23 protein-coding genes are annotated in these 25,698 nt (G+C 55.4%); 15 read left to right on the top strand and 8 right to left on the bottom strand.

Going from position 1 to position 25,698, the window contains the following annotated elements; genetic code table 11:
- Nucleotides 1–316: 316 nt before the first annotated feature.
- Complete coding sequence (locus L881_RS0110445; RefSeq protein WP_025733642.1) at nucleotides 317–1,579, bottom strand: D-mannose isomerase; 1,263 nt, start codon at nucleotides 1,577–1,579, stop codon at nucleotides 317–319.
- A 69-nt stretch (nucleotides 1,580–1,648) separates the two neighbouring features.
- Nucleotides 1,649–2,512 carry an SDR family oxidoreductase gene (locus tag L881_RS0110440; protein WP_025733641.1) on the bottom strand — a complete coding sequence of 288 codons (864 nt, stop codon included), beginning with the start codon at nucleotides 2,510–2,512 and terminating at the stop codon, nucleotides 1,649–1,651.
- Between the two features lie 601 nt (nucleotides 2,513–3,113).
- Between L881_RS0110440 and fucP the strand changes: the two genes are divergently transcribed.
- Nucleotides 3,114–4,376, top strand: a complete 1,263-nt coding sequence (gene fucP, locus L881_RS0110435; RefSeq protein WP_025733640.1) for an L-fucose:H+ symporter permease — start codon at nucleotides 3,114–3,116, stop codon at nucleotides 4,374–4,376.
- Nucleotides 4,377–4,420: 44 nt separating this feature from the next.
- On the opposite strand, the gene L881_RS0110430 is transcribed toward fucP, so the two are convergent.
- A complete protein-coding gene (locus L881_RS0110430) occupies nucleotides 4,421–5,326 on the bottom strand; it encodes a LysR family transcriptional regulator (RefSeq protein WP_025733639.1) in 906 nt (301 codons plus the stop codon).
- 154 nt (nucleotides 5,327–5,480) lie between these two features.
- Between L881_RS0110430 and L881_RS0110425 the strand changes: the two genes are divergently transcribed.
- The 10 genes from L881_RS0110425 (at nucleotide 5,481) to L881_RS0110375 (ending at nucleotide 16,069) form a co-directional block, all read left to right on the top strand.
- Nucleotides 5,481–6,440, top strand: a complete 960-nt coding sequence (locus L881_RS0110425) for a PDR/VanB family oxidoreductase (RefSeq protein WP_025733638.1) — start codon at nucleotides 5,481–5,483, stop codon at nucleotides 6,438–6,440.
- Nucleotides 6,437–7,699: an amidohydrolase family protein gene (locus L881_RS0110420; RefSeq protein WP_025733637.1), complete on the top strand. Its 1,263-nt coding sequence runs from the start codon at nucleotides 6,437–6,439 to the stop codon at nucleotides 7,697–7,699. Before L881_RS0110425 ends, L881_RS0110420 begins: the two co-directional genes overlap by 4 nt.
- On the top strand, nucleotides 7,696–8,148 hold the full coding sequence (locus L881_RS0110415) for a RidA family protein (protein WP_025733636.1): 453 nt from the start codon (nucleotides 7,696–7,698) through the stop codon (nucleotides 8,146–8,148). Before L881_RS0110420 ends, L881_RS0110415 begins: the two co-directional genes overlap by 4 nt.
- Nucleotides 8,149–8,162: 14 nt before the next feature.
- Nucleotides 8,163–9,005: a creatininase family protein gene (locus L881_RS0110410; protein ID WP_025733635.1), complete on the top strand. Its 843-nt coding sequence runs from the start codon at nucleotides 8,163–8,165 to the stop codon at nucleotides 9,003–9,005.
- Nucleotides 9,006–9,093: 88 nt separating this feature from the next.
- A complete protein-coding gene (locus L881_RS0110405; RefSeq protein WP_025733634.1) occupies nucleotides 9,094–10,080 on the top strand; it encodes an ABC transporter substrate-binding protein in 987 nt (328 codons plus the stop codon).
- 8 nt (nucleotides 10,081–10,088) lie between these two features.
- Entirely contained in the window at nucleotides 10,089–10,895 is an 807-nt protein-coding gene (locus L881_RS0110400) for an ABC transporter ATP-binding protein (RefSeq protein WP_025733633.1), read from the top strand.
- Nucleotides 10,892–11,680, top strand: a complete 789-nt coding sequence (locus L881_RS0110395; protein ID WP_025733632.1) for an ABC transporter permease — start codon at nucleotides 10,892–10,894, stop codon at nucleotides 11,678–11,680. The genes L881_RS0110400 and L881_RS0110395 overlap by 4 nt, the downstream gene beginning before the upstream one ends.
- A gap of 99 nt (nucleotides 11,681–11,779) precedes the next feature.
- Nucleotides 11,780–13,135 carry an FAD-binding oxidoreductase gene (locus L881_RS13225; RefSeq protein ID WP_034579302.1) on the top strand — a complete coding sequence of 452 codons (1,356 nt, stop codon included), beginning with the start codon at nucleotides 11,780–11,782 and terminating at the stop codon, nucleotides 13,133–13,135.
- 52 nt (nucleotides 13,136–13,187) lie between these two features.
- Complete coding sequence (locus tag L881_RS0110385; protein WP_025733631.1) at nucleotides 13,188–14,258, top strand: aromatic ring-hydroxylating oxygenase subunit alpha; 1,071 nt, start codon at nucleotides 13,188–13,190, stop codon at nucleotides 14,256–14,258.
- Between the two features lie 488 nt (nucleotides 14,259–14,746).
- A complete protein-coding gene (locus L881_RS0110375; protein ID WP_156926549.1) occupies nucleotides 14,747–16,069 on the top strand; it encodes a TonB-dependent receptor in 1,323 nt (440 codons plus the stop codon).
- A 166-nt stretch (nucleotides 16,070–16,235) separates the two neighbouring features.
- On the opposite strand, the gene phnV is transcribed toward L881_RS0110375, so the two are convergent.
- The 5 genes from phnV to phnR form a co-directional block, all read right to left on the bottom strand.
- On the bottom strand, nucleotides 16,236–17,033 hold the full coding sequence (phnV, locus tag L881_RS0110370; RefSeq protein WP_025733629.1) for a 2-aminoethylphosphonate ABC transport system, membrane component PhnV: 798 nt from the start codon (nucleotides 17,031–17,033) through the stop codon (nucleotides 16,236–16,238).
- Between the two features lie 2 nt (nucleotides 17,034–17,035).
- Nucleotides 17,036–17,896 carry a 2-aminoethylphosphonate ABC transporter permease subunit gene (phnU, locus tag L881_RS0110365; protein ID WP_025733628.1) on the bottom strand — a complete coding sequence of 287 codons (861 nt, stop codon included), beginning with the start codon at nucleotides 17,894–17,896 and terminating at the stop codon, nucleotides 17,036–17,038.
- 2 nt (nucleotides 17,897–17,898) lie between these two features.
- Nucleotides 17,899–19,011: a 2-aminoethylphosphonate ABC transport system ATP-binding subunit PhnT gene (gene phnT / locus L881_RS0110360; protein ID WP_211238914.1), complete on the bottom strand. Its 1,113-nt coding sequence runs from the start codon at nucleotides 19,009–19,011 to the stop codon at nucleotides 17,899–17,901.
- Between the two features lie 2 nt (nucleotides 19,012–19,013).
- Nucleotides 19,014–20,027, bottom strand: coding sequence for a 2-aminoethylphosphonate ABC transporter substrate-binding protein (gene phnS / locus L881_RS0110355; RefSeq protein WP_025733626.1), 1,014 nt, complete (start codon nucleotides 20,025–20,027; stop codon nucleotides 19,014–19,016).
- A 95-nt stretch (nucleotides 20,028–20,122) separates the two neighbouring features.
- Nucleotides 20,123–20,842 (bottom strand): phosphonate utilization transcriptional regulator PhnR, encoded by a 720-nt coding sequence (gene phnR, locus L881_RS0110350; RefSeq protein ID WP_025733625.1) that lies wholly within the window; start codon nucleotides 20,840–20,842, stop codon nucleotides 20,123–20,125.
- Between the two features lie 216 nt (nucleotides 20,843–21,058).
- On the opposite strand from phnR, the gene phnW reads away from it, so the two are divergent.
- The 4 genes from phnW to L881_RS0110330 all read left to right on the top strand — a co-directional run bounded on the left by phnW (nucleotide 21,059) and on the right by L881_RS0110330 (nucleotide 25,690).
- Nucleotides 21,059–22,162 (top strand): 2-aminoethylphosphonate--pyruvate transaminase, encoded by a 1,104-nt coding sequence (gene phnW / locus L881_RS0110345; RefSeq protein WP_025733624.1) that lies wholly within the window; start codon nucleotides 21,059–21,061, stop codon nucleotides 22,160–22,162.
- 9 nt (nucleotides 22,163–22,171) lie between these two features.
- Nucleotides 22,172–22,981 carry a phosphonoacetaldehyde hydrolase gene (phnX, locus tag L881_RS0110340; RefSeq protein ID WP_025733623.1) on the top strand — a complete coding sequence of 270 codons (810 nt, stop codon included), beginning with the start codon at nucleotides 22,172–22,174 and terminating at the stop codon, nucleotides 22,979–22,981.
- 327 nt (nucleotides 22,982–23,308) lie between these two features.
- Complete coding sequence (locus L881_RS0110335; RefSeq protein ID WP_025733622.1) at nucleotides 23,309–24,502, top strand: porin; 1,194 nt, start codon at nucleotides 23,309–23,311, stop codon at nucleotides 24,500–24,502.
- A gap of 252 nt (nucleotides 24,503–24,754) precedes the next feature.
- A complete protein-coding gene (locus L881_RS0110330; protein WP_025733621.1) occupies nucleotides 24,755–25,690 on the top strand; it encodes a LysR substrate-binding domain-containing protein in 936 nt (311 codons plus the stop codon).
- The last annotated feature ends 8 nt before the right edge of the window (nucleotides 25,691–25,698 follow it).

Raw genomic sequence — 25,698 nt, 5'->3', positions numbered from 1 at the left:
CTTCATTGGTCCTAATGAAGTGGGCAGCAGCAACCCCGCCAATCAGCGGTGCGATAAGCGCCTGTTCAACATCTCGCAAGCTAGCGCCATGCAAGGAAAATATAGGCAGGGTAAGGAGTTTGCGCGTTGTAAATGAGCAGTCCGCACTTGTTTTTAACGCAGTCGAGCAGGCGCTAAGGCCTTCGTGACAACGCCTCTCCACACCACCTGACAGCAGAGCGGCTGAATCGGCAGGAAAACCGATATCCCAAACACAAAAGTGGCGACCCTATGGCCGCCACTTTCATTCACATTACCCAGCGCGGGCCTGGCACCGTTACAGCGCGCCTTCCGCAATCGCCCGTGCCATGGTCGGCGCGAGCGGTAGTCGCGGCAGCAGCGTGGCCTGGTAGGCGTGATAGAGATCCGCCTTGCCGCTCCAGATTTCGCTGGAGGGGTTGTTATGGCGATCCAGCTCCTGCCACCAGCTACCGCGCTCGCGATCAATCAGGTAACGATCAATGTAATCCCAGAAGGTGCGATACCAGGTATCGTAAGCAGCATCACCGGTACGCTTGAGCAGTGCAGCCGCCGTGGAGACGGCTTCGGCCAGGGTCCAGTGCATGCGTTCATGAACGACGGGCTGGTTCTCCCAGTCATGGGTATAGACGATGCCCGGCTCGCCATCGACATACCATGACAGTTCAGCCGCACGGTGAAACAGCCCCTGTGCATCTTCCAGCAGCCAGCCAGGCACTTGATCACCATGACGCAGCAGACCGCCTTCGAGATGCAATAAGAGCCGCGCCCACTCGAAGGCGTGGCCTGGCGTGGCACCGTAAGGACGGAATTGGTCCTTGGACGTCTCCTGGTTGTAGTCGCGCCACTCGTTCCATTCGCTGTCGAAGTGCTCGATGACACGATAGTCATTGGCTTTAGCGTGATCGTGGATGATCTTTTCAACAATGGAGAGCGCCCGCGCGCGCCACTTGGGCTCATCAAGCACGTCCGCCAGTTGCAGGAACGCCTCGGTGGAGTGCATGTTGCTGTTGGCACCCCGATAGGCTTCGTCTTCACTCCAATCACGGGAGAAGCCTTCGCGCATGCGCCCCTCTTCTTCCGACCAGAAGCGGGCCTCAATGACCTCAATCACGTCGTCGAGCAGCGGTTTGGCGGTTTCCTCACCGGACTGCCAGGCGCTGGACGCCGCCAGCGCAACGAAGGCATGAATATAAGCCTGCTTGGTCTGAGTCTCGCCATCCCTCGGCAGTGCGCCATACCAACCACCATACTCGGCGTCACGCAGCCCTCCTCGCAATGCAGCAACACCATGGGCGACCAGCGGCGCAGCTCCCGGCTCACCGCGCATGGCGGCAAGCGCAAAGCAGTGCGTCATGCGCGCAGTAATCATGGTATCGGGATTGGCATCGCTGGGCAGATGACCTTCATCATCCAGCGCACCAAAACCGCATTCGGGGTGGCGCGACGCCCGATAGAAGGCCAGCAAGCGAGCACCTTCGTTCTCGAGCCAGTGGTGGTGCGCAGGTCGATCAAGCCAGACGGACTGGCGCGGCGGCAGATTTTGGGTAGTTCCTGGCATGGGTTCACGGGCCTCCTCTGCCCGAAACGTTGAACTCTGGATAAATCCTCGACACCGCCTGATGCGGGCTTAGCCGTTGACGACCGTACCGCCGTTGGGGTGCAGCGTCTGACCGCTGAAGAAGGACGAATCCAGGGATGCCAGAAACACATAGCTGGGGCCTAGCTCAGAGGGCTGCGCAGCACGTCCCATCGGCGTATCGGAGCCGAAATCTTCAAGCATCTGCGGGTCATAGGCTCCCAGCGTCGCCGGCTGTAGCGGCGTCCAGACCGGCCCGGGGGCAACCGCATTGACGCGAATGCCACGTCCCACGACCTGATTGGAGAGCGCGCGAGTGAAGCTTACGATCGCGCCCTTGGTAGCCGTGTAATCGACCAGCGTCTCAGGCCCTACATAGGCGTTGATGGAGGTGGTGTTGATAATCGCATCATCTTCACCCAGATGCGGCAATGCCGCTTTGGTCAGATAGAACATGCCGTGCATGTTGGTGGCGAAGGTGTCTTCCCACTGGCTGTCTTCAAGCTGGGTGAGATCCTTGCAGACATGCTGAGTGCCCGCGTTGTTGACCAGAATGTTGAGGCCACCGAATGTCTCGATGACCTTCTCCAGCGAGGCGCGACAGAAGGCTGCGTCGCGAATGTCGCCAGCAATCAGCAGGCAGCGCTGACCTTCCGCTTCGACCAGCCGCTGCGTTTCGCGGGCGTCATCGTCTTCACTCAAATACATTACCGCCACGTCGGCGCCTTCACGGGCGAAGTGAATCGCCGCGGAACGTCCAATACCACTGTCGGCGCCGGTAATCAGCGCAATCTTGCCCTCGAGTTTGCCACTGCCACGATAATCCGGACGAATGAACTCCGCCGGTGGCTGCATCAGCCCTTCCTTGCCTGGAAGCGATTGGCTCTGCGCGTGAATCTCGGTCTTCCTAACCATGTCGACAACTCCTTGAGGGTGATTTGGCACAATGAATCACTGTCGTCCATCCAAGAGCGACATCTACCAAGGTAGTACAGGGGATTTTACCTGTCGAGGCGGCTTCGCTGGCGGGATGAGGATGCAGCGGTCGTCTCTTGACTTCGCATAGACGTGATGATGAAACGTAGATTAATATCGCGCGCAACAGCGAATAACGACGTAGACAAGGCCGCACCTCATTCACGAGCAACACTGCTGTTCAGCACGCCTTCCCCCCCGCACCGTTGCCGCACCTGTCTGCATATGAAAACGCTGAAGGAAGAGTGCTCACTAAACCGTCTTCCCGTCAATTGCACCAAGAGACAACCGCGCATTGGCGCCGATTCACTTATTGTTCCAACCATTAACGCATTCTTATAACCGTGCCCGCCGATGCACCATCAGCGCCGATGCGGTCAATGAGAAAAGACGCGCTTGATGCGCGCCCTGCATCGGTGATCGTTACCCACGATGCCGAGCACGTTTTTCCTACCAATGAATGACCCGAGCCTTCGATCGAAATGCTCTGGATCGGCATTGTGTACCGACAGGGCAATCAGAGAAAACACAGGAAACGATCATGTCCACAAGGCCACAGACACATTACCGCAGCGCGCTGATCGTCGTAACGACGATCTTTTTCATGTGGGGATTCATTACCTGCCTCAATGACATCCTGATCCCCCACCTCAAGGCGGTGTTCTCGCTGAACTACGCCCAGACGATGCTGATCCAGTTCACCTTCTTCGGTGCCTACTTCATCATGTCGCTGCCGATGGGCAAGCTGTTGGCGAAGGTGGGCTACAAGAACGCCATCAGCCTCGGCCTATTGATCGCCGCTATCGGTGCAGTGATGTTCTACCCCGCCGCCAAGGCACCTTCCTACCCCCTGTTTCTGACCGCACTGTTCGTACTCGCGAGCGGTGTCACCATGCTACAGGTCGCCGCCAACCCCTATGTCAGTATGCTTGGCCCGGAAGATTCCGCTTCCAGCCGTCTCAATCTGGCGCAGGCGTTCAACTCCCTTGGCACCACGATCGCTCCTTACTTCGGTGGCATGCTGATTCTTGGGGCCGCCGTACTCGGCGCCAGTGAACTGGCCGAGATGTCCCAGGCAGATCGCATGGCCTACCGCGTGCAGCAGGCGCATAGCGTACAGACGCCCTATCTGCTACTGGCGGTCGTACTCGCTGCGCTGGCCGTGGTGATCTATCTGTGGAAGCTGCCCAACTTCAAGGATCAGGTACGAGACGATAGCCCCCGCGATAACGTTACTGCCGCTGAAGCGCTGCGCCACCCGCATGTGCTGTTTGGCGTGATCGGCATCTTTTGCTATGTCGGCGCTGAGGTCTCGATCGGTAGCTTCATGATCAACTATCTGTCGCTGCCGGAGATCGGCAACATGAGCGAAAGCTCCGCGGCCAGCTATGTGGGCTACTACTGGGGCGGCGCGATGATTGGCCGCTTCATCGGCTCGGCGCTGATGCAGAAGATTCGCCCCAGTCTGCTGCTCGGGCTCTTCGCGATTGTTGCCGCGCTGCTGGTCATCACCACCATGCTGACCTCCGGTCATCTGGCGATGTGGAGCATCGTTGCCATCGGCCTGTTCAACTCGATCATGTTCCCCACCATCTTCACCCTGGGTATCGCCAAACTAGGCCCGTTAACCAGCAAGGCATCGAGTCTGCTGATCATGGCAATTGTGGGCGGCGCGATCCTACCAGTCGCACAGGGCGCACTTGCCGATACGGTCGGTATCCATCACGCCTTTATACTGCCGCTGATTTGCTATCTGTTCATCGCCTTCTACGGCTTCCGCGGCTCTCGCGTCGTGGCTTCGTAGGTTTTCTTTCCAAGGGTGCTCTGATGCCGAGGGTACCCTTCTCTTCACGACGCACTCCACGGCACCTGCTGCTGGAATATTTGCAGGAAGCGGGCGGCGGCATAGGAGAGCTGTGCCTGCTTTGAATGCCCGATAACCAGGGTTGCTGGCCCCAGCGCGGCGTCGTGCAGCGGTACAAAGGCCATGCGCCCTGCCTTGACGTATTCGCTGACTTCCAGCTCGCTCATGATGGCAACGCCGACGCCTTGCATCACCAGCTCCCGGATCATGTCCAAATCACTGGAGGACATCACGCCGTCAATTCGCGTGTCGTGTCGAGCTTCAAGAACTTCCAGTAATCCACCGATCTCAAGGCGTTCATCCGGCCGAATAAGCTCAAGCCCTACCAGATCGCTGAACCTTGCCTGCGATTTTTCCGCCAGAGGGTGCCGAGGTGGTAGGGCGAGGCCAAAACCGAGCTCATGAAAGGCCCGGATGGTCAGATCCTTGTGGGATTGAGGGTTAAGAAAGATGCCAAGGTCATATTCTCCACGGGTAATCGCTGCCCCTATGGCATGGTTGGGCAGAATGTCGATATCCAGAAAGATTCCCGGGTATTGCCGGCGCATCGCTACCACAACATCGGACAAGATATTCTGTGCCACGGACTCTATCGCGGCAATATGCACATAGCCACGCTGTAGCCCCACCAGATCATCCACATGCTGGCGCACCTTTTCGAATTCGCGCTGCCACCCTTTACCCGCCTTAACGAACGCCTCGCCTGCCGAGGTCAGCTTCATTCCTCTTGGTAGACGATCAAAAAGCGCCACGCCCAGCATCTCCTCGGCATTGAGAATCTGCCGATCAATGGAGGATGCCGAGACATTCAACTGCTCCGATGCCTTGCGCACCGAGCCTTGCCGCGCGACTTCCATAAAGTACAGAAACATGCGTGAAAACGGCTGCACTTCCTCTCTCCCTTAAAGAACCAATGACTTATTAACTGCGTTCTCTTTTTTGCAACGCATAGTGCTGAATATGATGTTTGATGTATACACAAAAGGTGCTCAGGATCAGTACAAAGAATAATTCAAGCTCCCTGACTGTTTGTGAGAGGCCCTTATGGAACTCATCGTTTCTGCGCTCGGCATCAATGGCGATGACAATATTGATATTGAGCTGACGTCCCCTAAAGGTGAGGAGTTACCCCCATTTACTCCCGGCGCGCACATTGATGTACGCGCCCCCAATGGCGCGCTGCGCCAATACTCACTGTGCGGTGCGCAGGAAGACAGACAGCACTATCGCATCTGTGTACGCGAAGATGCTCTCTCGCGGGGCGGCTCACGGGCGTTGCATGCGGATTTGCGGATTCGCAGCAGAGTTGAAGTGTCTGAGCCGCGCAACCTGTTTCCCCTGCCGGAAGCCAAGCGCGTGCTGCTGTTTTCAGCAGGCATCGGCATCACGCCAGTCATTACCATGGCGCGTGCTCTTCTTGCCAACGGCACCGAGTTCGAACTGCACCACTATGAACAGCAGCGTTCGCGCGTCGCCTTTCTCGATGAAATGACTTGCGGCTCGCTCAAGGAACACTGCTGCGTGCATATCAGCGCCGACGGTGAAAGCTTTCGCCAGCAAGCCCCCGAGTCAATTTTGACGCCAGATGCCGACACGATGGTGATGGCCTGCGGCCCGCGCGCTTTTCTGCAAACCCTTGAGCAGCGCCTGCTGAATGCAGGCTGGCTGATCCAGCAACTGCATAGTGAGCAGTTCAAGGCCGAGCCATTACCGACGATGGCGGCTGAGAGTGAAGAAGAGAGCTTTGAAATCGAAGTCGCCTCGTCCGGTGCGATCTATACCGTCAGTACCGATGAGACCATCGCCGAAGTACTGATGAAGCACCAGGTGCCGGTCTCGCTCTCCTGCGAGCAAGGCATGTGCGGCGCCTGCCTGACAGGGGTACTCAAAGGCACGCCGGACCATCGCGACATTATTCTTAGTCCGGATGAAAAGGCCGACGGCGACATCATGGCCGTCTGCTGTTCACGCGCCAAATCCTCCCGCCTGGTGCTGGATCTGTGAGTAGCATTAGCGGCGTCCGCCTACCGCGCTGGCTACTCCCGGCCGAGTGGCCTTCGTCCTCTCAGGGGCCTGCGCTGGCACGCCTTGATATCAGTGAAGGCAGAATTACCCAGGTGTCAGCGGACGATCACCAGCCGACTGATATGAATCTTGGTGGACGCCTAGCCCTGCCACCGCTCATGGATGCGCATTGCCATCTCGACAAGGTGTTTACCCGATCCCGGATAGGTGAACTTCAACCTGGCCTGCTGGCCGCCATCCAGGCCATTACCGAAGATCGTGATGCCCACTGGACCCGCAGTGACCTGTTGGCACGGGCGGAACGCGCCATGGAGCAAGCCTGGTCTGCGGGAGTGCGCCACCTGCGCACGCATGTTGACTGGTGGCAACCCTCTGCCCCCACTGCCTGGGAAACATTTGCTGAACTGAAAGAGCGCTGGCGCCATCGTATTCACCTTGAGCGCGTCGCGCTGGTACCGCTGCCGCTATTCAGCGACCCCAAGGATGCCCAGCGCATCGCCGCGCAGGTGGCCCAGAGTGAAGACGCGCTGCTGGGCGACTTCATTCACACCTCGAATTTCTCCCATCTGGCAGTCGCAGAGCTGCTTAGAGCCGCCAATGAACAGGGGCTCAACCTGGACCTGCATGTGGATGAAGAGCTGCATCCCAGCGCCTGTGGCATCGAGACAGTGGCAGATCTTGCGCGGCAGATGGACTTCGCAGGGCATATTAGCGCAGGCCATGTGTGTGCGCTCTCCGCCAAGCCGCGTGCGGAAGCATTGCCCCTTCTCGACAAGCTTGCCCGAGCCAAGATCACCCTGATAGCGCTGCCCACCTGCAATCTGCTGTTGCAGGATGCCGTACCGGAGCACACGCCCCTCGCACGCGGCATCACCCTGATCAAGGAAGCGCGCTCCCGAGATATCCCCCTGCTGATAGGCAGCGATAACGTCCAGGACCCATTCTTTCCCTATGGACGCCAGGATCCCATGAACGCCTTCCAGCTGGGAGTGGTCGCTGCCCAACTGGAACAGCCATTCGATAACGCCAGTCAATTCATCTGCCGCACGGATTGGCTCACCGACAGCCACAAAACCCGCGAGCCGACGCTAATCGGCGCACCAGCGGAACTGTTGGTCTTCGACACCACCGATGCCCTGAGCTGGCCGAGCGACCCCGGGCGTCACTGGCTATCCATTAACAATAACCAGCCTGTATTGACTCCCCTTTCTCCCTATACCACGAGGACAAATGCATGAGCGATGTCGCAGCGCCTCTTGCCCGCTATGCCGCCTACCGACGGGTAGGCGACTTTATCTTTTTATCCGGCGTTATTGCCGTCGATCCTGCTCAGAAAAAAATTGTGCGTGGTTTTGATGATATTCCCGATGAGATCGCCGATCAGATAGGCCGCACAGGCGAATTTTCCAGTGACATGAAACAGGGTCCTATTCTGGCGCAAAGCTGGTATGTGCTGAATGCCATCAAGCATACGGTGGAGTCTGCCGGGGGCCAGATGAGCGATGTATTCAAGCTTGTGCAGTATTTCAAAAACCTTGATCACTTCCCCTATTTCAGCCGCGTGCGCCACACCTTCTTTCCGGAACAGTCTCCGGCCTCAACGGTCGTGGAAGTCAGCGGCATGATGCCAAGCGACGACATACTGATCGAGGTAGAGGCAACCGCCTATCTACCCCAGCACTCTTGAGTGGAGTTTCAATCATGTTGAATGGCTATACGCCAGCAGAGCGCTTCTTGCCCTATCTAAGCTGGAAACAGGTGGCTGAACTTCCTGACAAGGAGAACACGGTTATTGTGCTGCCCGCCGGTGCCATTGAGCAGCATGGCCCCCACCTGCCCTGCGTGGTGGACAGCATGATTGCCGCTGCGGTAGTCGGTAAGGCCCTGGCACTTTTGCCATCAGAGGTGGCTGCCTACAGCATTCCCCCCCTGACCTATGGAAAATCCGATGAGCACCTGCACTTTCCCGGCACCCTAACCCTCAACGGCACGATTTTTCATGACACCGTTCTGGAAATCGGGGAATCCCTGTACCGCAGCGGATTTCGCAAGCTGCTGATCGTCAACGCTCATGGCGGGCAACCACAACCAATAGAAATGGCAGCCCGTGAGCTACGTCTGCGTCATGGCGATTATGTGATCATCTCCCGCCACGCCTGGAGCGTAGAGCACGATGATAGCTTCATGGACGAATGGGAACGGCGCACAGCCATGCACGCCTCCCATAATGAAACGGCAGTGATGCGTGCGCTTACACCTGAGCTGGTCAATATGGAGCTGGCCCCCAACAGCCCCGTCCCCAACATTGCTTGCCCCACTTTGGGGAATGGCAAGCCTCCCATGGCATGGTGCGCGCGCGATTTTGGCCCAACGGGGGTGATCGGTGATGCGCGTGGTGCAACGGAAGAGCAAGGCGAGGCACTACTGGGTGACCTTACCCGCAACTGGGCCAAGGCAATCGAAGAGTTTTATCGTCTTCAGTGGCCTGCTCGCAGCGATGCCACCTGGGCTCGCGGGCAATTCACCGGCGATGTACTGAACTAATAAAAATATCCTTTAAGAACAAATTATTGGCACAGTTTTGGCATTAACTACACGTGATGGATCAACAAGAATGAAAAGGAATCCCCTCATGACCTCCAGACTGATGAAACGCTGCCTCGCGCTGGCCCCTTTATTCGCGCTACCTGCCATGGCCCATGCAGATACGCAACCTTTTACCTTTTTGACCAACTGGTATGCACAGACTGAGCACGGCGGCTTCTACCAGGCCAAGGCCGAAGGTCTTTATGAAAAGTCCGGTCTCGATGTCAATCTCTCGATGGGGGGCCCTCAGGTCAATGTCGCCCAGCTGGTGGCCGCAGGGCGCGCCCAGTGTGGTATTACCGATGATGAACTGGGCACCATGACCGCCATCCAGGAAGGTTTACCCATTACTCTGGTAGCCACTACCTTCCAGAAATCATTGATGGTGCTGATTGCCCACAATGACGTAAAGGATTTCGCTCAGCTCAAGGATAAAACCATCCTGATCTCTTCCCAAACACGTCTTTCGGCATGGCCGTGGCTGAAGAGCACGCAAGGGTATACCGATGAGCAGACGCGCCCCTACACCTTTAACCTGCAGCCATTTATCAATGGCAAGAATATGGCACAACAGGGCTATCTGACCTCTGAGCCATATGCACTGAAGCAGCAGGGCATAGACGCCACCGTGCTACCTCTGAGTGATGCAGGATTCCCGCCCTACGGCAATGTTATTGCCTGCCAGAACAGCGTCATTGAACAGCATCCCGAGCAGGTGCAGGCCTTTATTCACGCCTCCATGCAAGGCTGGAAGGATTACCTTGCCAATCCCCAGCCTGGAAATGAGCTGATCAAAAAGGCCAACCCGAACATGAGTCAGGGGCTGCTGGATTATGCCGTAAACACGTTCAAGTCGAGCGGAATTCTTACCGGCGGCGATGCGGCCACACAGGGGATCGGTACGTTTACTCCCGAGCGGATTGAAGCCACCTGGCAGATGGCACACAAGCTGGGGCTGGTGAAGCTCAGTCATGACGCCATGAACAAGGCCTACACCACTCAATTCGTCAAGCAAAGCCCGGTAATGCCATGACTCAAACAATGACTCCCCCTCTTACCAGGGCAAATGTACCTGCTGTCGAGGTGCTGTCCGCCGAGAAGGTGTACCCCAACGGCACTCAAGCATTGAGGCCTGTGGACCTGACTATCCAGCAGGGCGACTTTGTCTCCCTGCTAGGGCCTTCGGGATGCGGTAAAAGTACCTTGTTAAAAATGATTGCCGGTCTGACCGCACCGTCGGATGGCAAGCTGCTGCGCTGGCGGCAACCCATCGCCCGGGCACACAAGAGCCTCCATAAACTGGCCTTCGTGTTTCAGGAGGCGACGCTGATGCCCTGGCATAGCGTCCGCCGCAATGTGCGTTTACCCCTTGAGCTTGAAGGCATCTCAACCACGGAAGCCAATAAGCGGGTCGATGAGGTGCTGGAGCTGGTGGGGCTGGAAGGCTTCGCCAATGCCTTACCGCGAGAGCTCTCTGGCGGTATGCAGATGCGCGTCTCGATCGCCCGTGGCCTGGTGGTACAACCGGACCTTCTGCTGATGGATGAACCTTTTGGCGCTCTGGATGAGATAACGCGCAACCGTCTTGATAGTGATCTGCTGCGCCTGTGGAAGGAGCGAGGCTTGAGCGTGGTATTCGTTACCCACTCGATCGCTGAATCCGTCTTTCTTTCCGAACGTGTGGTGGTCATGGCTGCCCGCCCGGGGCGGGTTGTTGAAGAGGTTTGCATAGAGGAGCCTTACCCACGCACCGATGAGTTCCGACTCTCTTCACGCTTTGCCGAATACTCAATGAAATTGCAGCAATCACTGCTGTCAGCAAGCCAGGATAGCGAGGTCCGCGCATGAATCGTCGAACGCTCGTTCACATGCTATTCCCGGTCACCATCGGTGTGGTACTGGTAGCGATCTGGCAATACCTGGTTGTGGCCTTCAAGGTACCGGCCTACATAGTACCCAGCCCCTGGGCAACTCTAAAAACCCTGGTGTCCAACTGGTCAGTGCTGGGCCACGCTACGCTATTCACGCTTGAAATAACGTTGCTTTCGCTATTGGTAGCGACCGTTCTGGGGGTCATCATCGCCTTCATCTTTGTCCAGAACAGAATGATCGAAACCGCCTTCTTTCCCTATGTCGTGCTGCTGCAGGTAACGCCTATTGTTGCCATCGCACCGCTGATTATCATCTGGATCAACAATACCGTAGTGGCCTTGACCATCTGCTCAACGCTAGTGGCCATCTTCCCGATCATCTCCAATATGACACTGGGCCTACGCAGCGTCAGCCCCGGGCTTTCGGCCTACTTCAAGCTACAGAATGCTTCACGCTTGCAGTTGCTGCTACGTCTGCGGGTACCTTCGGCACTCCCCAACTTTTTCGCTGCACTGCGCATCGCCTCAGGTCTTTCCCTGATTGGTGCCGTTGTCGCTGAGTTCGTGGCCGGCACAGGAGGCTCCAACACCGGCCTGGCCTATCAGATTCTACAGGCGGGCTATCAGCTCAATATTCCTCTGATGTTTGCTGCCCTGGTGCTGATTTCAGCCATCGGCATTGGCCTGTTCGCCCTCATGACGCTGTTATCCAAACTGGTGATTGGACGCTGGCATGAAACGGAACAAGAGCACAGGCAGTGAACCTGCTGCATCCTCGGCCCATGCTCAATGCAACATGCAATCCTTGTCGCACGATACATCACGCATCGTGAGTAACAATAATTCAAAGGAAGTCACGAAATGACGACTCAAGATGCCAACGCTACTGCTCTGGAGGCGCTACAGGCGGATTGTGCCAACCTCACCTGGATCACACGCCCCGCCTTGCTGAAGCGTCTATCAAAGGACTTTAGCTGGTTCAGCCCTGTGCTGAAGGAGCAGCTATCCGACTGCGTCGCCGAGATTGGCGCGCGCCCTGCAAGTGAAGGGGAGCTGGCCCAGCTCGTCAGCGCCTGCGTCAAACAGCAAATTCCCATGACGATCAGGGGCGGAGGCAGCGGCAACTATGGGCAAGCCGTACCGTTACAGGGCGGTGTTGTCATCGACATGACGTCACTCAACGCCATCAAGTCACACGGTAACGGTAGTGTCCGCGCCCAGGCGGGCATTCGTTTGATCGACCTGGAGAGTGCGGTGCGCCCTACCGGATGGGAGCTGCGCTGTATGCCGTCGACCTTCCGCATGGCAACGCTGGGCGGGTTTTACGGCGGCGGTTTCGGTGGCATTGGCTCCATCACCTATGGCCCCCTCGCAACTCCCGGAACCGTGATCGGCGCTTGCATCATGACGATTGAAGAGAAGCCGCGCATCATTGAGCTGGATGCAGAAGGCGCAAGCCACATTGCCCACGCCTACGGCACCAATGCCATCATTCTTGAGCTTACTCTGACCCTGGCCCCACGCGTGAACTGGTGCGAACAGCTGCTGGCCTTTCCGGATCAAGATGCCGCCATGCAGTTTGCTCTCAAAGTAGCCAAGCTGCCTGGCCTCATCAAACGGGAAATCGGCTATTTCGAACCCTCGGTGGTGTGCTTTTTCGATAGCTGGGCGGAACAGTTCACCGAGACGGAGCACGCGCTGATCCTTACCACGGCCGTTCAATCGGAGAGCACTATCAAGGGGCTGCTGAACGAATTTCAGGGCCGGGCAATCACCACACAAGCAGGTGTTGAGGAGAAGCAGTACGAGCACTCCCTGCACGAATACTGCTGGAATCACACCACATTACATGCACTCTCCCATGACAGCTCGCTGACCTACCTGCAAGCGATGTTTCCCATCGGTCACGAGCTGGAAGCGTTGAAGACCCTGCGCGAGCGGTTGGGTGACGAGCTTCTGCAACATATCGAACTTTTGCGCAATGACAAGGGTGAGGTCTTTTGTGCGGGGCTTACCTTGCTGCGCTATCGCGACCAGGCCCGTTTGAATGAAGTTATCGCGCTGCATCGTGAGCTGGGGATACAGATCAATGATCCACATACCTACATTCTGGAACTGGGTAAACATGCGGCGGGATTCGATCACGACATTCTGACAACCAAACGTAACTATGATCCTCAGGGGCTGCTTAACCCGGGGAAAATGAAAAGTTTTTGATCGCCAAACTCGTTATGACGTTCGAGCAAGAATAACTATCAGGAGTAACGCCATGGAAGCCATTGCTAAGTTTCCACACCGTGCACCAGAAAACTCTCTGCCCCGCGGCTGCACTTTTGAGGAGGAAGATTGGCACATCCTGGCCAAACACTGGTATCCGGTTGCCTTGATCCGGGATATAGAGTCCTCGGGGTTACTGTCTGCCACCCTGCTGGATGAGAAGCTGGTCATTTATAAGGCGGGAAGCGATATCGTCGTCGCCAACGATATCTGTACCCACCGCGGTGTGCCGCTCTCCATGGGCTCCAACCATGATTGCCTAGGGGTACGCTGCCCCTACCACGGCCTGCAATTTGGTCAGGACGGAAAATGTATCAAGGTGCCGGCCCACCCTGACAACGCCATTCCCGGCAAGCTGCATTTAACCGCCTACCCCGTCATTCTGCGCTATGGGCTGGTGTGGACGTGCCTGCGCCCCTCAGCGGATGGTCAGGATGAGAAGATGCCCTTTATGCCCCACTGGGATGAAGCAGGCTTCCAGCAGATCAACTGCCCTGCCTTTGATATTGCAGGCTTTGCCGGACGCCAGGTCGAAGGCTTCCTTGATGTCGCCCACTTTGCCTTTATTCATACCGATACCTTTGCCGATGCAGAGAATCCGCTGGTGCCCAATTATCGTCCTCAGCCCACCGAGTATGGATTTGAAGCGAAGTACTACAGCGATGTGCCCAACTATCCCAATGGGGTTGAAAACACGGCACCGGAAGGGTTCGTGTGGTTGCGCCATTTCCGTTGTTTTCCGCCCTTCACCGCGCAACTCACCGTGCATTTCCCCGATGAAGGGCGACTGTCCATTTTAAATGCCGCTTCACCTGTTTCGGCCCGCAAAACCCGTCTGTTCTGCCCTATTGCACGCAATTTTGATACCGATCTTCCCGTGCAGGATGTCTACGACTTCAATGCTCGCGTGTTTGCTGAAGATGCCGCCATGGTGGAGCAGCAGAGGCCAGAACAGCTGCCACTGGACCCAAAAATGGAGGCCCATATTCCTGCGGATGTCAGCTCCATCGCCTACCGCCGTGCGTTAAGCAAGCTGGGATTAAGCCGTTTCTTTATCGCGTGAATACATTTTGCATACAAGAACAACAGGCGGCTCATCGAGGCTATTGCTCAGGGAGATCATGGCAATGCAACTGGCCCCTACCCGCCGCCTCGAATAGTGGTCAGGTCGTGGTCGCGATATCATGCGCCGCAGCAGTATGCGCATCGTCAAACGGCAAGGTATCAGAACAAGATTTACCGAAGCTGTCATCTCCGGCGTCGATAGCACGGGAAGGCAGCGTCGGGGCCAGCCCTGCCCCGCCTTTTATCGCCAGGCAAAGCATATTCAGAACTGATTCAGAGGAGAAAACACAAACATCGAAGGGCCTGCAAAGATGCTGTTCAACTCACGCTTTGCGCCGTCTTCATTCGCTTTCTATCAATACACAACACCTTGATACGCACCACTAACGCAAGATTCATCAACACCTGTTTCGAGCACTCTACACAATAACAACCTGCCTCTATCCCTGTGGCAGGCAAGGAGAACTCCTTCCAATGAAGTCGCCCATGTCTCACTATCGCCCGCTGCTGCTTGGTGCGGTACTCGCCACTGTACCGGCATTTGCCGTGGCTCAGTCTGCGGATACTCCCGCCGATGACAGCGCCGACAGCCTGACCGAGATGTTCACCAAAGGGGCCACCCATGGCACCTTCGGGGTACTCAGTTATTCCACGCATAATGCCTACTTCGCCAAGGGCTATCATCAGGACACCACCAGCTACGGTGGCTACGCCAATTTCTACAGTGCGCCCTATTTAGGCTTTAGCTTTGGCGTTGGCGGCTACGTGCAGCGCGGTATCCATCGGGATCACGACCATCTGGTCGGTGAACTGGGCAATAACCAGACCAATATCGGTGAAGCCTGGCTGCGCTGGCAGGGAGCTGGTTTCGCGATTACCGCAGGTAATCAGCGCCTGAATCTGCCCTTTGCCAGCACGGAAGACTGGCGTATCACCCCCAACCTGTTCCAGGCCATTGATATCAAATATGGCGATGCGGATAACTATCTGGAAGCTACCAAGGTCTTCCGCTACAAGACGTGGGGCGCAGGAAGATTCAGCAAGACAACGATGTATAACGTCGATGGTACTGTCGATCCCGATGAAACCACCTCCGGCATGTGGAGCGTGAGCGGGCATGGTACCTACCACACCAAAGGGATGGTCTGGACGGGCGATATCTGGCATCAAGCCTACAAGGATTATGCCAACCTGGATTATATTCAGGGCAAGGGGCAACTTGATCGGGACGGCGTGCGCCCCTTCCTGGCGGTGCAAATGCTGCGCGGCCACAGCAATGGCAAAACGCTGACAGCACGGTATTCCAATGATCCTGAAGAGCGCGATGCCCAGAGCCATATTTATGGCCTACAAACCGGCTTCGATTATCACTCATTCAATCTGTCGCTCGGCTACGACCACATTACCTCCCATCGTCAGGGGCATATGAGAGGCGCGCTCGTGACGCCCTATGCTCACAACATGATGTCAGGACCACTGTTCGCCCAGCCGTACTTTACCAGCACTCAGGATCTGGGAGCAGGAAACGTCTATCAGATCAGCACCTCCAACGCCTTTGATGACGGCAAGCTGATTGTAGGTGCCCAGTACTCCTTTATGGATCTAGTCGGATACAACAGTGGCGACGCCCAGTACACCGGCAAAAGCCTGAATCAGTCTGAATACATGGGCTACTTCATCTACAACTTCAGCGGAGCCCTGACAGGATTCTCCATTGGCGACTGGTTTGGTCTTCAGGTGGCTCAACGGCCTGATGTTAATCACACCAACTTCTGGCAGAACCGTCTGGCGGTCCAATATTCGTTTTAACGGAGAGGATGAAAGGAATGGAGCAGCAGCAATGCTGCTCTGTTTGATTGGAGAGCGTTATATTTTAAATTCTAACATTTAAAATATATAACCAGCGGCAGCAGTAAGAGCGACGCCATGTAGGGGATATATAGGCAGCTAAAACGGCTTCCCCCTTCAGCGGTATCTATCTTTGCACCAAACGTTTAGCGACCCTTTCCAGACTTAGCATCAGGAATAGGGTAACCGCTACCTGAACGATGGCCAGTGCCGCACCATCGGCAATACTGCCGCGGTCAGTCAAGCTGAAAATAGCTACTGGCAGGGTAATCCAGCCCGGAGGATAGATAATCATGGTGGCCCCCAGCTCTCCCATTGAGAGCGACAGGCTCAGCGCCAGCGCCGATACCATCCAGGGGAGTAACAGCGGTAAGGTGATGTGATACAGACGATAGCGTGGGGATGCGCCAAGGCTTGAAGCTACATTCTCTATATCCCCACTGACTCGCATAAGTCCCGTCGAGATATTGCTGAAGGTAAATGCGGAGATAAGAACGAAATGGGTAATCATGACAATCCATAGCGTTCCGTTCATTTGCAGAGGCCCTTGGCTAAAGGCCACAAGTGCCCCCAGTCCTATGGATACAGAAGGAATAGCGCTGGGTAGATAAAACGCCATACTCAACCATTTCTGTATTCTGAAATGATACTGACGTAGCGCCAGCGCTGCCCAAACCCCATATAACAGCGCAAAAAGGCTGGAGCCAAAGGCAACGGTTAAACTGGCGATCAAGGAATCCTTCGAACCGCCGTGAAACGCATTGGTAAAGTGCGATAGCGTAAACCCGGTGGGTAAAACGTCATTCCACTGCCGGCTAAGGCTGGACATCAGAATTGCCACCAGCGGCAGAAGGAAAAACAGGGCAAATAGCAGAATGGCCACCAGCCCTAATGCAGCGCGCCCTTTGCGCGACCAAATCAACATGATTAATTCCTTGTACCGATACGTGATGTTGCCAGGCGATATAGGGTGAACAGTCCCAATGACAAGGCGATATTAATTAACGCAATCATGCAGGCCACGCTGTAGTCAGATTCGAGCAGCGCCTTGCTGTAAACCATCATGGGAAGCGTATTCACGCCCTTGGCACCGATGAAAAACACAATGCCGAATTCATTGGTGGTCAGCAGCAGGCAAAGGCTTCCTCCCGCCATCAGCGCCGGCAGTGCAGCCGGTAACAGCACCTGCAAAATCACCTTGAGGGGAGTGGCGCCAAGAATGCTGGCCGCTTCCAATTGGGATTTATCAATTTGTCTGAGCGCCGCCATCAATGGGCGCATGACCAGCGGAGTAAATACCGTGATTTCGGCCAGGATGACGCCCTTCATGGAATAAAGAAAATCCACTGGCGGAAGATCGAAGTCGAACAGGCTCATTAATGTCCCGTTCAATAACCCCGCAGAACCGTAGATAAACGTAAAGGCCAAAGTAATCAGAAACGTTGGCATTGCAATAAAGGTATCTATTACCCGCCCAATGATCCTGCTGCCCGGAAACGGGGTAAATTCCAGAATAAGCGAGAGCAGACTCCCCAGCAGCAGACAGCCGATGGTGGCAAAACAGGCTATTTGCAAGGTATTGATCAGCGCCCCAAGAAAACGCCTGGATTCTATTACCTGCCAGAATGTACCCAGTCCAATATGTCCACTGTCATCACTCAATGCATGCTGGACAATCAGCGACAGGGGCCAGAAAAACAGCACGGCCAGCACCAATAACGGCATCAATAACCACAGAAAGGGGCGCAGGTGGCGAGTGGATTGCTCCACCGGTAGAAAGAGAGGCATCGTTATACCTCAATCAGAACAGCATCATGGGGTTCAAACCACAGGGTCAGCTTATCCCCCGACTGCGGCAACGGATTGATATGTGTCATCACCATACGAACGGTTTCCCCTTCTACATCACACAGCAGATGGGTGAGATCACCCTGCCAGTGCACTGAACGCAACGTGGCGTTAAAACAGTTGCTATGCTCGGAGCGCGGCGTCAGGCTTAAGTGCTGAGGGCGTATGCACAGCAGTTTGTTACGGCTTTTATGGCCGCCCTGATTGAACGCGCGAACAATGGCGCTGCCGCAATAGACATCCATCAGCCCGGGCGCCTCCTCCAGTTTCAAAGCGGTAGCGGGAAGGATATTGGCGCGCCCCAAGAATTCTGCGGTAAAGCGGTTTTGCGGATATTGGTACAGCGCGTGGGTTTCACCATGGGCGATCATTGAACCGCCTTTCATGATGCCGATTTTATCTGCCAGGGTAAGCGCTTCCGTTTGATCGTGGGTGACATACAAAATGGTCAGTTCCGGCAGCTCCCGGTGCAGGCGATCTATCTCCTCCACCATGCTGTGGCGAATCTGGGCATCCAGGGCCGAAAGTGGCTCATCAAGCAGCAGCACTCGCGGACGCACTGCAATCGCACGGGCTATCGCCACGCGCTGCTGCTGCCCGCCCGAAAGCTGATGGGGATAACGGGTGGCATAATCGCTCATACCCACCGTTTTTAACGCATGAGTGACGCGCTCTTTAATCAGTGCCTTTGGCTGTTTCTGCGCTCTTAAGCCAAAGGCCACGTTATCTTCCACCTTCAAGTGAGGGAAAAGCGCATAGTTTTGAACAACCATCGCTAACCCCCGCTTGTAAGGCGGCAGTCTGGTGACATCCGTGTCACCAATTAAAATGCGCCCACCCACCGGCTGGACAAAGCCCGCAATCGTTCTCAATACGGTGGTTTTTCCCGATCCGGAAGGGCCAATCAGTGCCAGCACTTCACCCGGTTCAATCGTCAGCGAAAGTGGTTTAAGTACGACATGACCATGATAGGCGACGCATAACGAATCGAGGGTGATGCCGGAAGTTCCCTGCATCGTGGATGACTGCGGATCGACTGATTTCATTAACATCATGCTTACTCGCCATCAGCCATTTCATTCCAGCGGGAGATATCCTCTGATAGAGATGCCGCTACTTCATTCCAGTCCGGCTGCCAGCTCTCTACGCCTTCCATGGCGGAAACAGCGGCCTTGTAGTGGTCATCTGTAGGAGTAACATCGCTGCGCACGGGCATACCGAAAGAGAGCGCGCTCACGCTGGCCTGCGCTTCCTTGCTCTGCAGGAAGTTGATCAGCTTCTTGCCATTCTCACTATCCGGCGCGCCTTTGACCAAACCGATCGTGTACGGAATTTCAAGGGCACTGCGTTTGCCATCCTTGTCGGCGGGCCAGAAAATCTGCACATTCGGGTTGTCTTCCATCTGCGCAAGATTCATTTGCAAGTCGCCATTCGCGACATAAATCTCGCCTTTATTTACCAGCCCTGTCAGTTTTCCGGTAGAAGAAGATGGCCCCACGTTATTGGCCTGAAGTTTGCTCAGGTAATCAAGACCAGCCTCTTTGCTGCCGAAGCTGTGGAAAACCTGCAACATCACGCCCGTGCCGTCAGCGGCCTGCCCCGGCGTAGAATATTGGAGTTTGCTTTGAAACTTGCTGTCCAATAAATCCGTCCAGTTAACGGGGGGAGTTTTGAGCAGCTTGCTGTTATAGATAAAGCTCAGGTAATTCTTTACCAGCGGGGAATATAGATCGTTGGAGTCAGGGATTTCCGCTGCCGCGTCAGTTTTAAAACTTTCCAGCAGTTTTTCGGATGCCGCTCGTTGAATGAAGGGCGGAGCAGAAACCAGTACATCTGCCTGGGGGTTGGAGCGCTCTTTGGCGAGACGCTCGACAACCACACCACCACCGGCCTCCACATAGCGCACACTAATACCGGTAGCTTTGGTAAATTCCTCAAACTGAGTTTGGTACCAGCTGTTATTTCCGTTATGCAATCCATCAATGGAATAAACTGTCACCACCTGCTCTGCCCAGGAAGGGGCGCTGGTGAGAGTTAAAGCAGACCAAAGAGCAAGGTGGAAAAGTTTCATCGTGATAGCCTCATAGCGTACGTTTTGGTGATCTGGGCTAGACCAGATTCATTCCACGCTAACCGGCTTTCATTACATGAAGATGACGAAATGACTTAGTGGGTATCAACCTCTATGCGCAGACTGTCATGCCGCCAGTATTCGATATCCAGATCAAGCACGCGGCCATATTGGTCGTAGTTGAGCCGACGCAGCAGCAGCGCTGGGCGGCCTTCCATCACACCCAGTGGCTGGGCGGCCTGAGCCGGCATGGCCGTTGGATAGAACGACAGATGCATACTGGTATAGATCAGTTTGTAGTGAGTTTCATAGACCTCGGTGAGACTGCCGTTAAGATCGTGACTCAGCAGTTCCGGCACTCGGGCTGGAAGACAGTGGTTTTCACAGTAACAAACGGCACGACCATCCACGGAACGCAAGCGGGTCAACAGATAGATTTGGTCAAACGGATGCAGCTGTAGCGCCTCTACTGCCTCGACCGGCACGGTCGTCAGCGTGCCACTCAGCAAAGTGGTCTGAGGCTCCCGCCCCTGTTCACGGCTCAACTGATGGAAGTTGGTGTTTTGGGTCGGGTCCAGCCACAGCCGTTCAGGAGCAACAAACCAGCCCCGGCGATCAGACCGCCAGATAAGCCCATTGGCCTCCATCTGCGACAAACTCTCGCGAATGGTGGTGCGAGTAGTGTTGAAGATGGTGCATAGCTCCCGTTCAGACGGCAGTTTGTCGCCCTTTTTCAGCGCGCCACTCTGAATGCGTTGCAGCAGCTGTGCCTTGATCCACATATATTGCGGGGTATGGCTCGGAATAGATGTCATGCCTGCTCGTTCCCTCTGTGCGAGCCGCGATTATACTCGCCATGTTTCAAATTGTATGGGGGCAGCCCTTCCTTCCTCATCACCCGCCTGTCATTCACCGCATGTGAATGACATAGCCGTTGATGAATTTTTTGTTGCACCGCCACTTTCCCTTTGACTCATTGAGGAGCCTTTGGTCATGATAAATATAAATCTGGTATATACCAAAGGAAAACCATGACCTCACTCAACTACCTGTTGCTCACTCCAGGCCCCCTGACCACCTCACACAGCGTGAAAGAGGCGATGCTGTTCGATAGCTGCACCTGGGATGATGACTACAATCTCGGCGTCGTGGAAAAAATTCGCCAGCAGCTTACCCAACTGGCAACGGCATCCGAGGATTACACCTCCGTACTCTTGCAGGGAAGTGGCAGCTACGCTGTAGAAGCGGTGCTCGGCAGTGCGCTTGGCCCGCAGGACAAGGTGCTGATTGTCAGCAATGGTGCCTATGGCGCACGCATGGCCGAGATGGCCAACCTGATGGGCATTGCTCACCACGTTTATGATTGTGGTGAAACCGCCCTGCCAGACATTCATAAAATTGAATCACTGCTCGACACTGATGCCGCTATTACCCATATCGCCATGGTGCACAGTGAAACCACCACAGGCATCCTCAACCCTATTGAGGAAGTGGGCCAATTAGCAAAGCGTTACGGCAGAACCTATATCGTTGATGCCATGAGCAGTTTCGGCGGTATTCCCATGGATATTGCCGAGCTTAATATTGATTACCTTATTAGCTCTGCCAACAAGTGTATTCAAGGCGTCCCCGGGTTTGCCTTCGTTATTGCCCGTACAGTAAAGCTGGCTGAATGCGCAGGGCGTTCTCGCTCTCTGTCACTGGATCTCTATGCCCAGTGGAAGTGCATGGAGGAACATCACGGTAAATGGCGTTTCACCTCGCCCACTCACACCGTATTGGCGTTCGCTCAGGCACTGAAGGAGCTAGCAGAAGAAGGCGGTGTAGCGGCACGTCATCAACGCTACCAGAACAATCAGCGCAAACTGGTCGCTGGTATGCGGGAGCTAGGATTTAAAACCCTGCTCGATGATGAACTGCACTCCCCCATTATTACCGCCTTTTTAGCTCCAGAAGGCCCGCAGTATCGTTTTAAAGAATTTTATGAGCGCCTAAAACAGCAGGCGTTTGTTATCTATCCGGGCAAAGTATCGCAGAGCAACTGCTTCCGTATTGGCAATATTGGTGAAGTTTACGAGGCGGATATCACTGCACTGCTTGCTGCCGTTCAAAATGCCATGTACTGGAACAAATAAGGGGCCACCATGAGCCGTATTAACGCAGTTATTCTTGACTGGGCAGGTACTACCGTCGATTTTGGTTCTTTTGCACCTACGCAAATTTTCGTCGAAGCGTTCCAGCAGGCTGTTGATATCAAGATAAATCTTGAAGAAGCCCGCATCCCGATGGGATTGGGCAAATGGCAACACATAGAAGCACTCGGCAAAGTGCCCTCGGTAGATGCACGTTGGCAGGCGAAATTTGGCCGCCCCATGACCTCAGAAGATGTCGATGCTATATACGCCGCCTTTATGCCCTTGCAGATCGAAAAGGTGGTCGACTTTGCGGCCCCCATCGACGGAGTGGTCGATACGATTGCCCAGCTACGCGCCGAAGGCATCAATATTGGCTCCTGTTCCGGCTACCCTCGCGCGGTCATGGAGCGACTGGTACCGGCTGCTGCCGAGCACGGCTATGCCCCCGATCACTGGGTAGCTACCGATGATCTCGCAGCGGGAGGCCGCCCTGGCCCATGGATGGCGCTGCAAAACGTGATCGAGCTGGGCGTCGATTCCGTTGCTCATTGCGTAAAAGTGGATGACGCCGTACCCGGCATTGAAGAGGGAAGAAACGCCGGCATGTGGAGCGTCGGACTTGCCGTATCCGGCAATGAGTTTGGTGCGACGTGGGAAGAGTACCAAGCGATGTCAGCGGGCGAAATTACCGCTCGTAAAGAGCGCGCCACCCACAAATTGTACGCCGCCGGAGCGCATTATGTGGTGGGTTCATTAAAGGATCTTCCAGGCATTATCAAGGACATCAACGCCCGCCTCGCTAACGGTGAACGGCCTTGATAAAAAGAGGGAATGGATAGGCTATCGCCTATTTCAATCGAGATCAGGCGTATCCATGAGCAACGGGCGGGGTTACCTGCCTGGCGTCCCTCCAGCCTGAACCGCTTTCCTATCAATCCTTCTCCCTTCTTAAGAAGCTAGTTCAATACGACAAAAGTCTTATTGGATAAACCTTTTGCCTGCATCAATCATAGAGCCGCTTTGGGAGCTTAACGAAAGATGAGCCTCGTATCGCCTTGATACCTGCGTGTAAAGACGTGACCCCAAGAATAAATCTGGCTATTCAGATACGCATTTAACCACCCTGATAAACACCAAGGATGTATATTGAACTCCCCTCTTCAACAGCGCTTCAATCACAAGCGTTCCGGCAAAATAATACCGTGGTGTTTATTAACACTTGGTTTGACCTCCCTGGAAGCGCCTTCTGCCAACGCACATGTCTATCTGTTAGGCGATGAAGACGGCAATAGCGGCTCTCCCGTTGATCTGTACGTGGGCGGTACATTAAAGCTCGGGTATGAAGATGCCACCGGCCACGCCAGCGACGATAGCGTGGCACGACGTGGATATGCCGATGGCTCGGACTTTCATGCAGGTATCAATTATCACTTTGCCCCTGGCTGGCAGGCGATTGGCTATTACGAGATGGAAGGCAGCTATTTCCGGGCGTTAAGGGTCAAGGGCCACTACCACCACAACCGGGATGGCTACGACGATACCTTCACTCACCAGCTTTATGCGGGCATCGCCAGCGACCGGTACGGTATCCTCACCTTCGGGCAGCAGCTCAACCCCTTTTATACGGCAGTGGGGGCGAAGACAGATATCTGGATCATGGATATGACTGGACAGGGGCCGGGCCAGGGGATTGACCCACATGGCACCTATGACGCCTCCTATCGTGCCAACAGTCTGCTCAGCTACCAGAAGCAGTGGGGAGCAACCAATATCTATGTGAGCCTGTTGCTGCCCGGCGAGCATTTCGAAACGCCTGATTTCAATAGACTTCGCTATTCACGCAAGACAGGTATTGCCGCCGCCGTTGATACCCAGCTTACCCCCGACCTTTCATGGGCGACGGGGTTTAGTGTCAATCGCGCCGGTATTACCAATGCCGATGAAGAAGGCCAGAAAAAATTCACGCAGCACATGATCGGCAGCTCCTTCCTATGGACGCCCGAGCAGTGGACCATCGCCGGTATGCTCGGCCACTATCGCAACTTTATACCGCATGAAGAGGGAGATGCCTCGAAACCTGTCTTCCATAACTCCACGCTTGGCGCAGAAGCGTATGTTGGGCGTAACTTCCCTATCGAAGGGGCTATGGTCAAGAATGTTGAGCCCTATATCGCTGCCGCTTCCATGCGCAGCAGTTCCTATAAGCGCAACGATCAGTTTGTGGGGTTGAAGTTCGAGCTACCGCATAAAGTGCAGCTGAATGTCGAGCACCGGTTTGCTCACAACACAGGCACTAACGAATCTGATGTCACTCATGCGCAGCTGGTGTACGAGATTTAACGAGTCGGCGTAGGAAAGCGTTCGCGCTGCTTGCTTAAAGTCGCTATTCACCTTCACCGCGAAGCCTCAGTGCGCAGGCTTTGCGGCTGCCTGGAACACAAGCAATCAGGGGATACTACACGTTCTGCGGGAAGGCAGTGGCTCCCGACGATATTGTGACAGCTCCCTGACGCCCCAGCCGCTTTCTCCCTCCACTCTGCAAGCTGCTATGCTCCCCGCTAACCTCAAATCTCCTGAATAACGAGTCCGGACATGAAGATTGCGCCACGTCAGCTCAGCATTTTTGTCGCTATCGCCAGCGAAGGTGGCATCACTGCGGCGGCTGAACGGTTACACCTGACCACGCCCGCGGTCAGCATGGCGCTGTCGGAGCTTGAACGGCAGCTGGGTCATGCGCTGTTCGATCGCTACAAGAATCGCCTTTATATCAATGCCTTCGGCAGGCGCTTGCTGCCGATGGCGGATGAGCTGCTGGCGCGTCACGACGAGATTGAAGGGTTATTCACCAGCGAGGGCGATAGCCTGCGCGGGGAGCTAAAGATTGGCGCTAGCCACACGATCGGCAATCAATTGTTGCCGTGGATGCTGCGTGATTTTCGCAGGGCAACGGGCCATAGCGAGCAGAGCGTGCTGCTGGCAAACAGCCGAGATGTGTGCGAAGCGCTGAAACGCTTTGAGCTGGATATCGGGCTGATCGAAAGCGCAGCTGAGTCGGCGGAGCTGGAGAGTGTCGAGTGGTGCAGCGATCGCTTGATCGTGGTCGCCGGATGCGATCACCCGCTGGCGGCGCTACTGGCAGCCACGGAGCCGCAGCGCAGGTTGCCACTAGCCGCACTGGAAGAACAGCAGTGGGTATTACGCGAAGAAGGCTCAGGAACGCGAGAGCAGTTTATTCGCGCGCTTACCCCTCGATTGCGCCATTGGTCGGCGGCGCTGGAACTGAACTCGGCGGAAGCCATCATCAACGCGACCGCGGCAGGACTCGGGCTAACCTGCGTTTCCGAGCGTGAAGCGCGGCACGCATTGGCCGATGGTCGAGTGGTCGCGCTTCCCATCGTGCAGGAAGATGGAGAACCATTCGTTATTGAGCGGAATTTTCGTATTGTCGTTCACAAGGCCAAGTATCGAAGCACGCTTATCGAGCGCTTTATCGACTTCTGCCGTTCGCGCCAGGCAGAGCAGGGGTAACGGTACGC

The organism is Carnimonas nigrificans ATCC BAA-78, assembly GCF_000526695.1.
Classification (GTDB): domain Bacteria; phylum Pseudomonadota; class Gammaproteobacteria; order Pseudomonadales; family Halomonadaceae; genus Carnimonas; species Carnimonas nigrificans.
The sequence above is the reverse complement of the archived record's forward strand: the minus strand, read 5'-3'. Positions and strand labels throughout refer to the sequence as shown.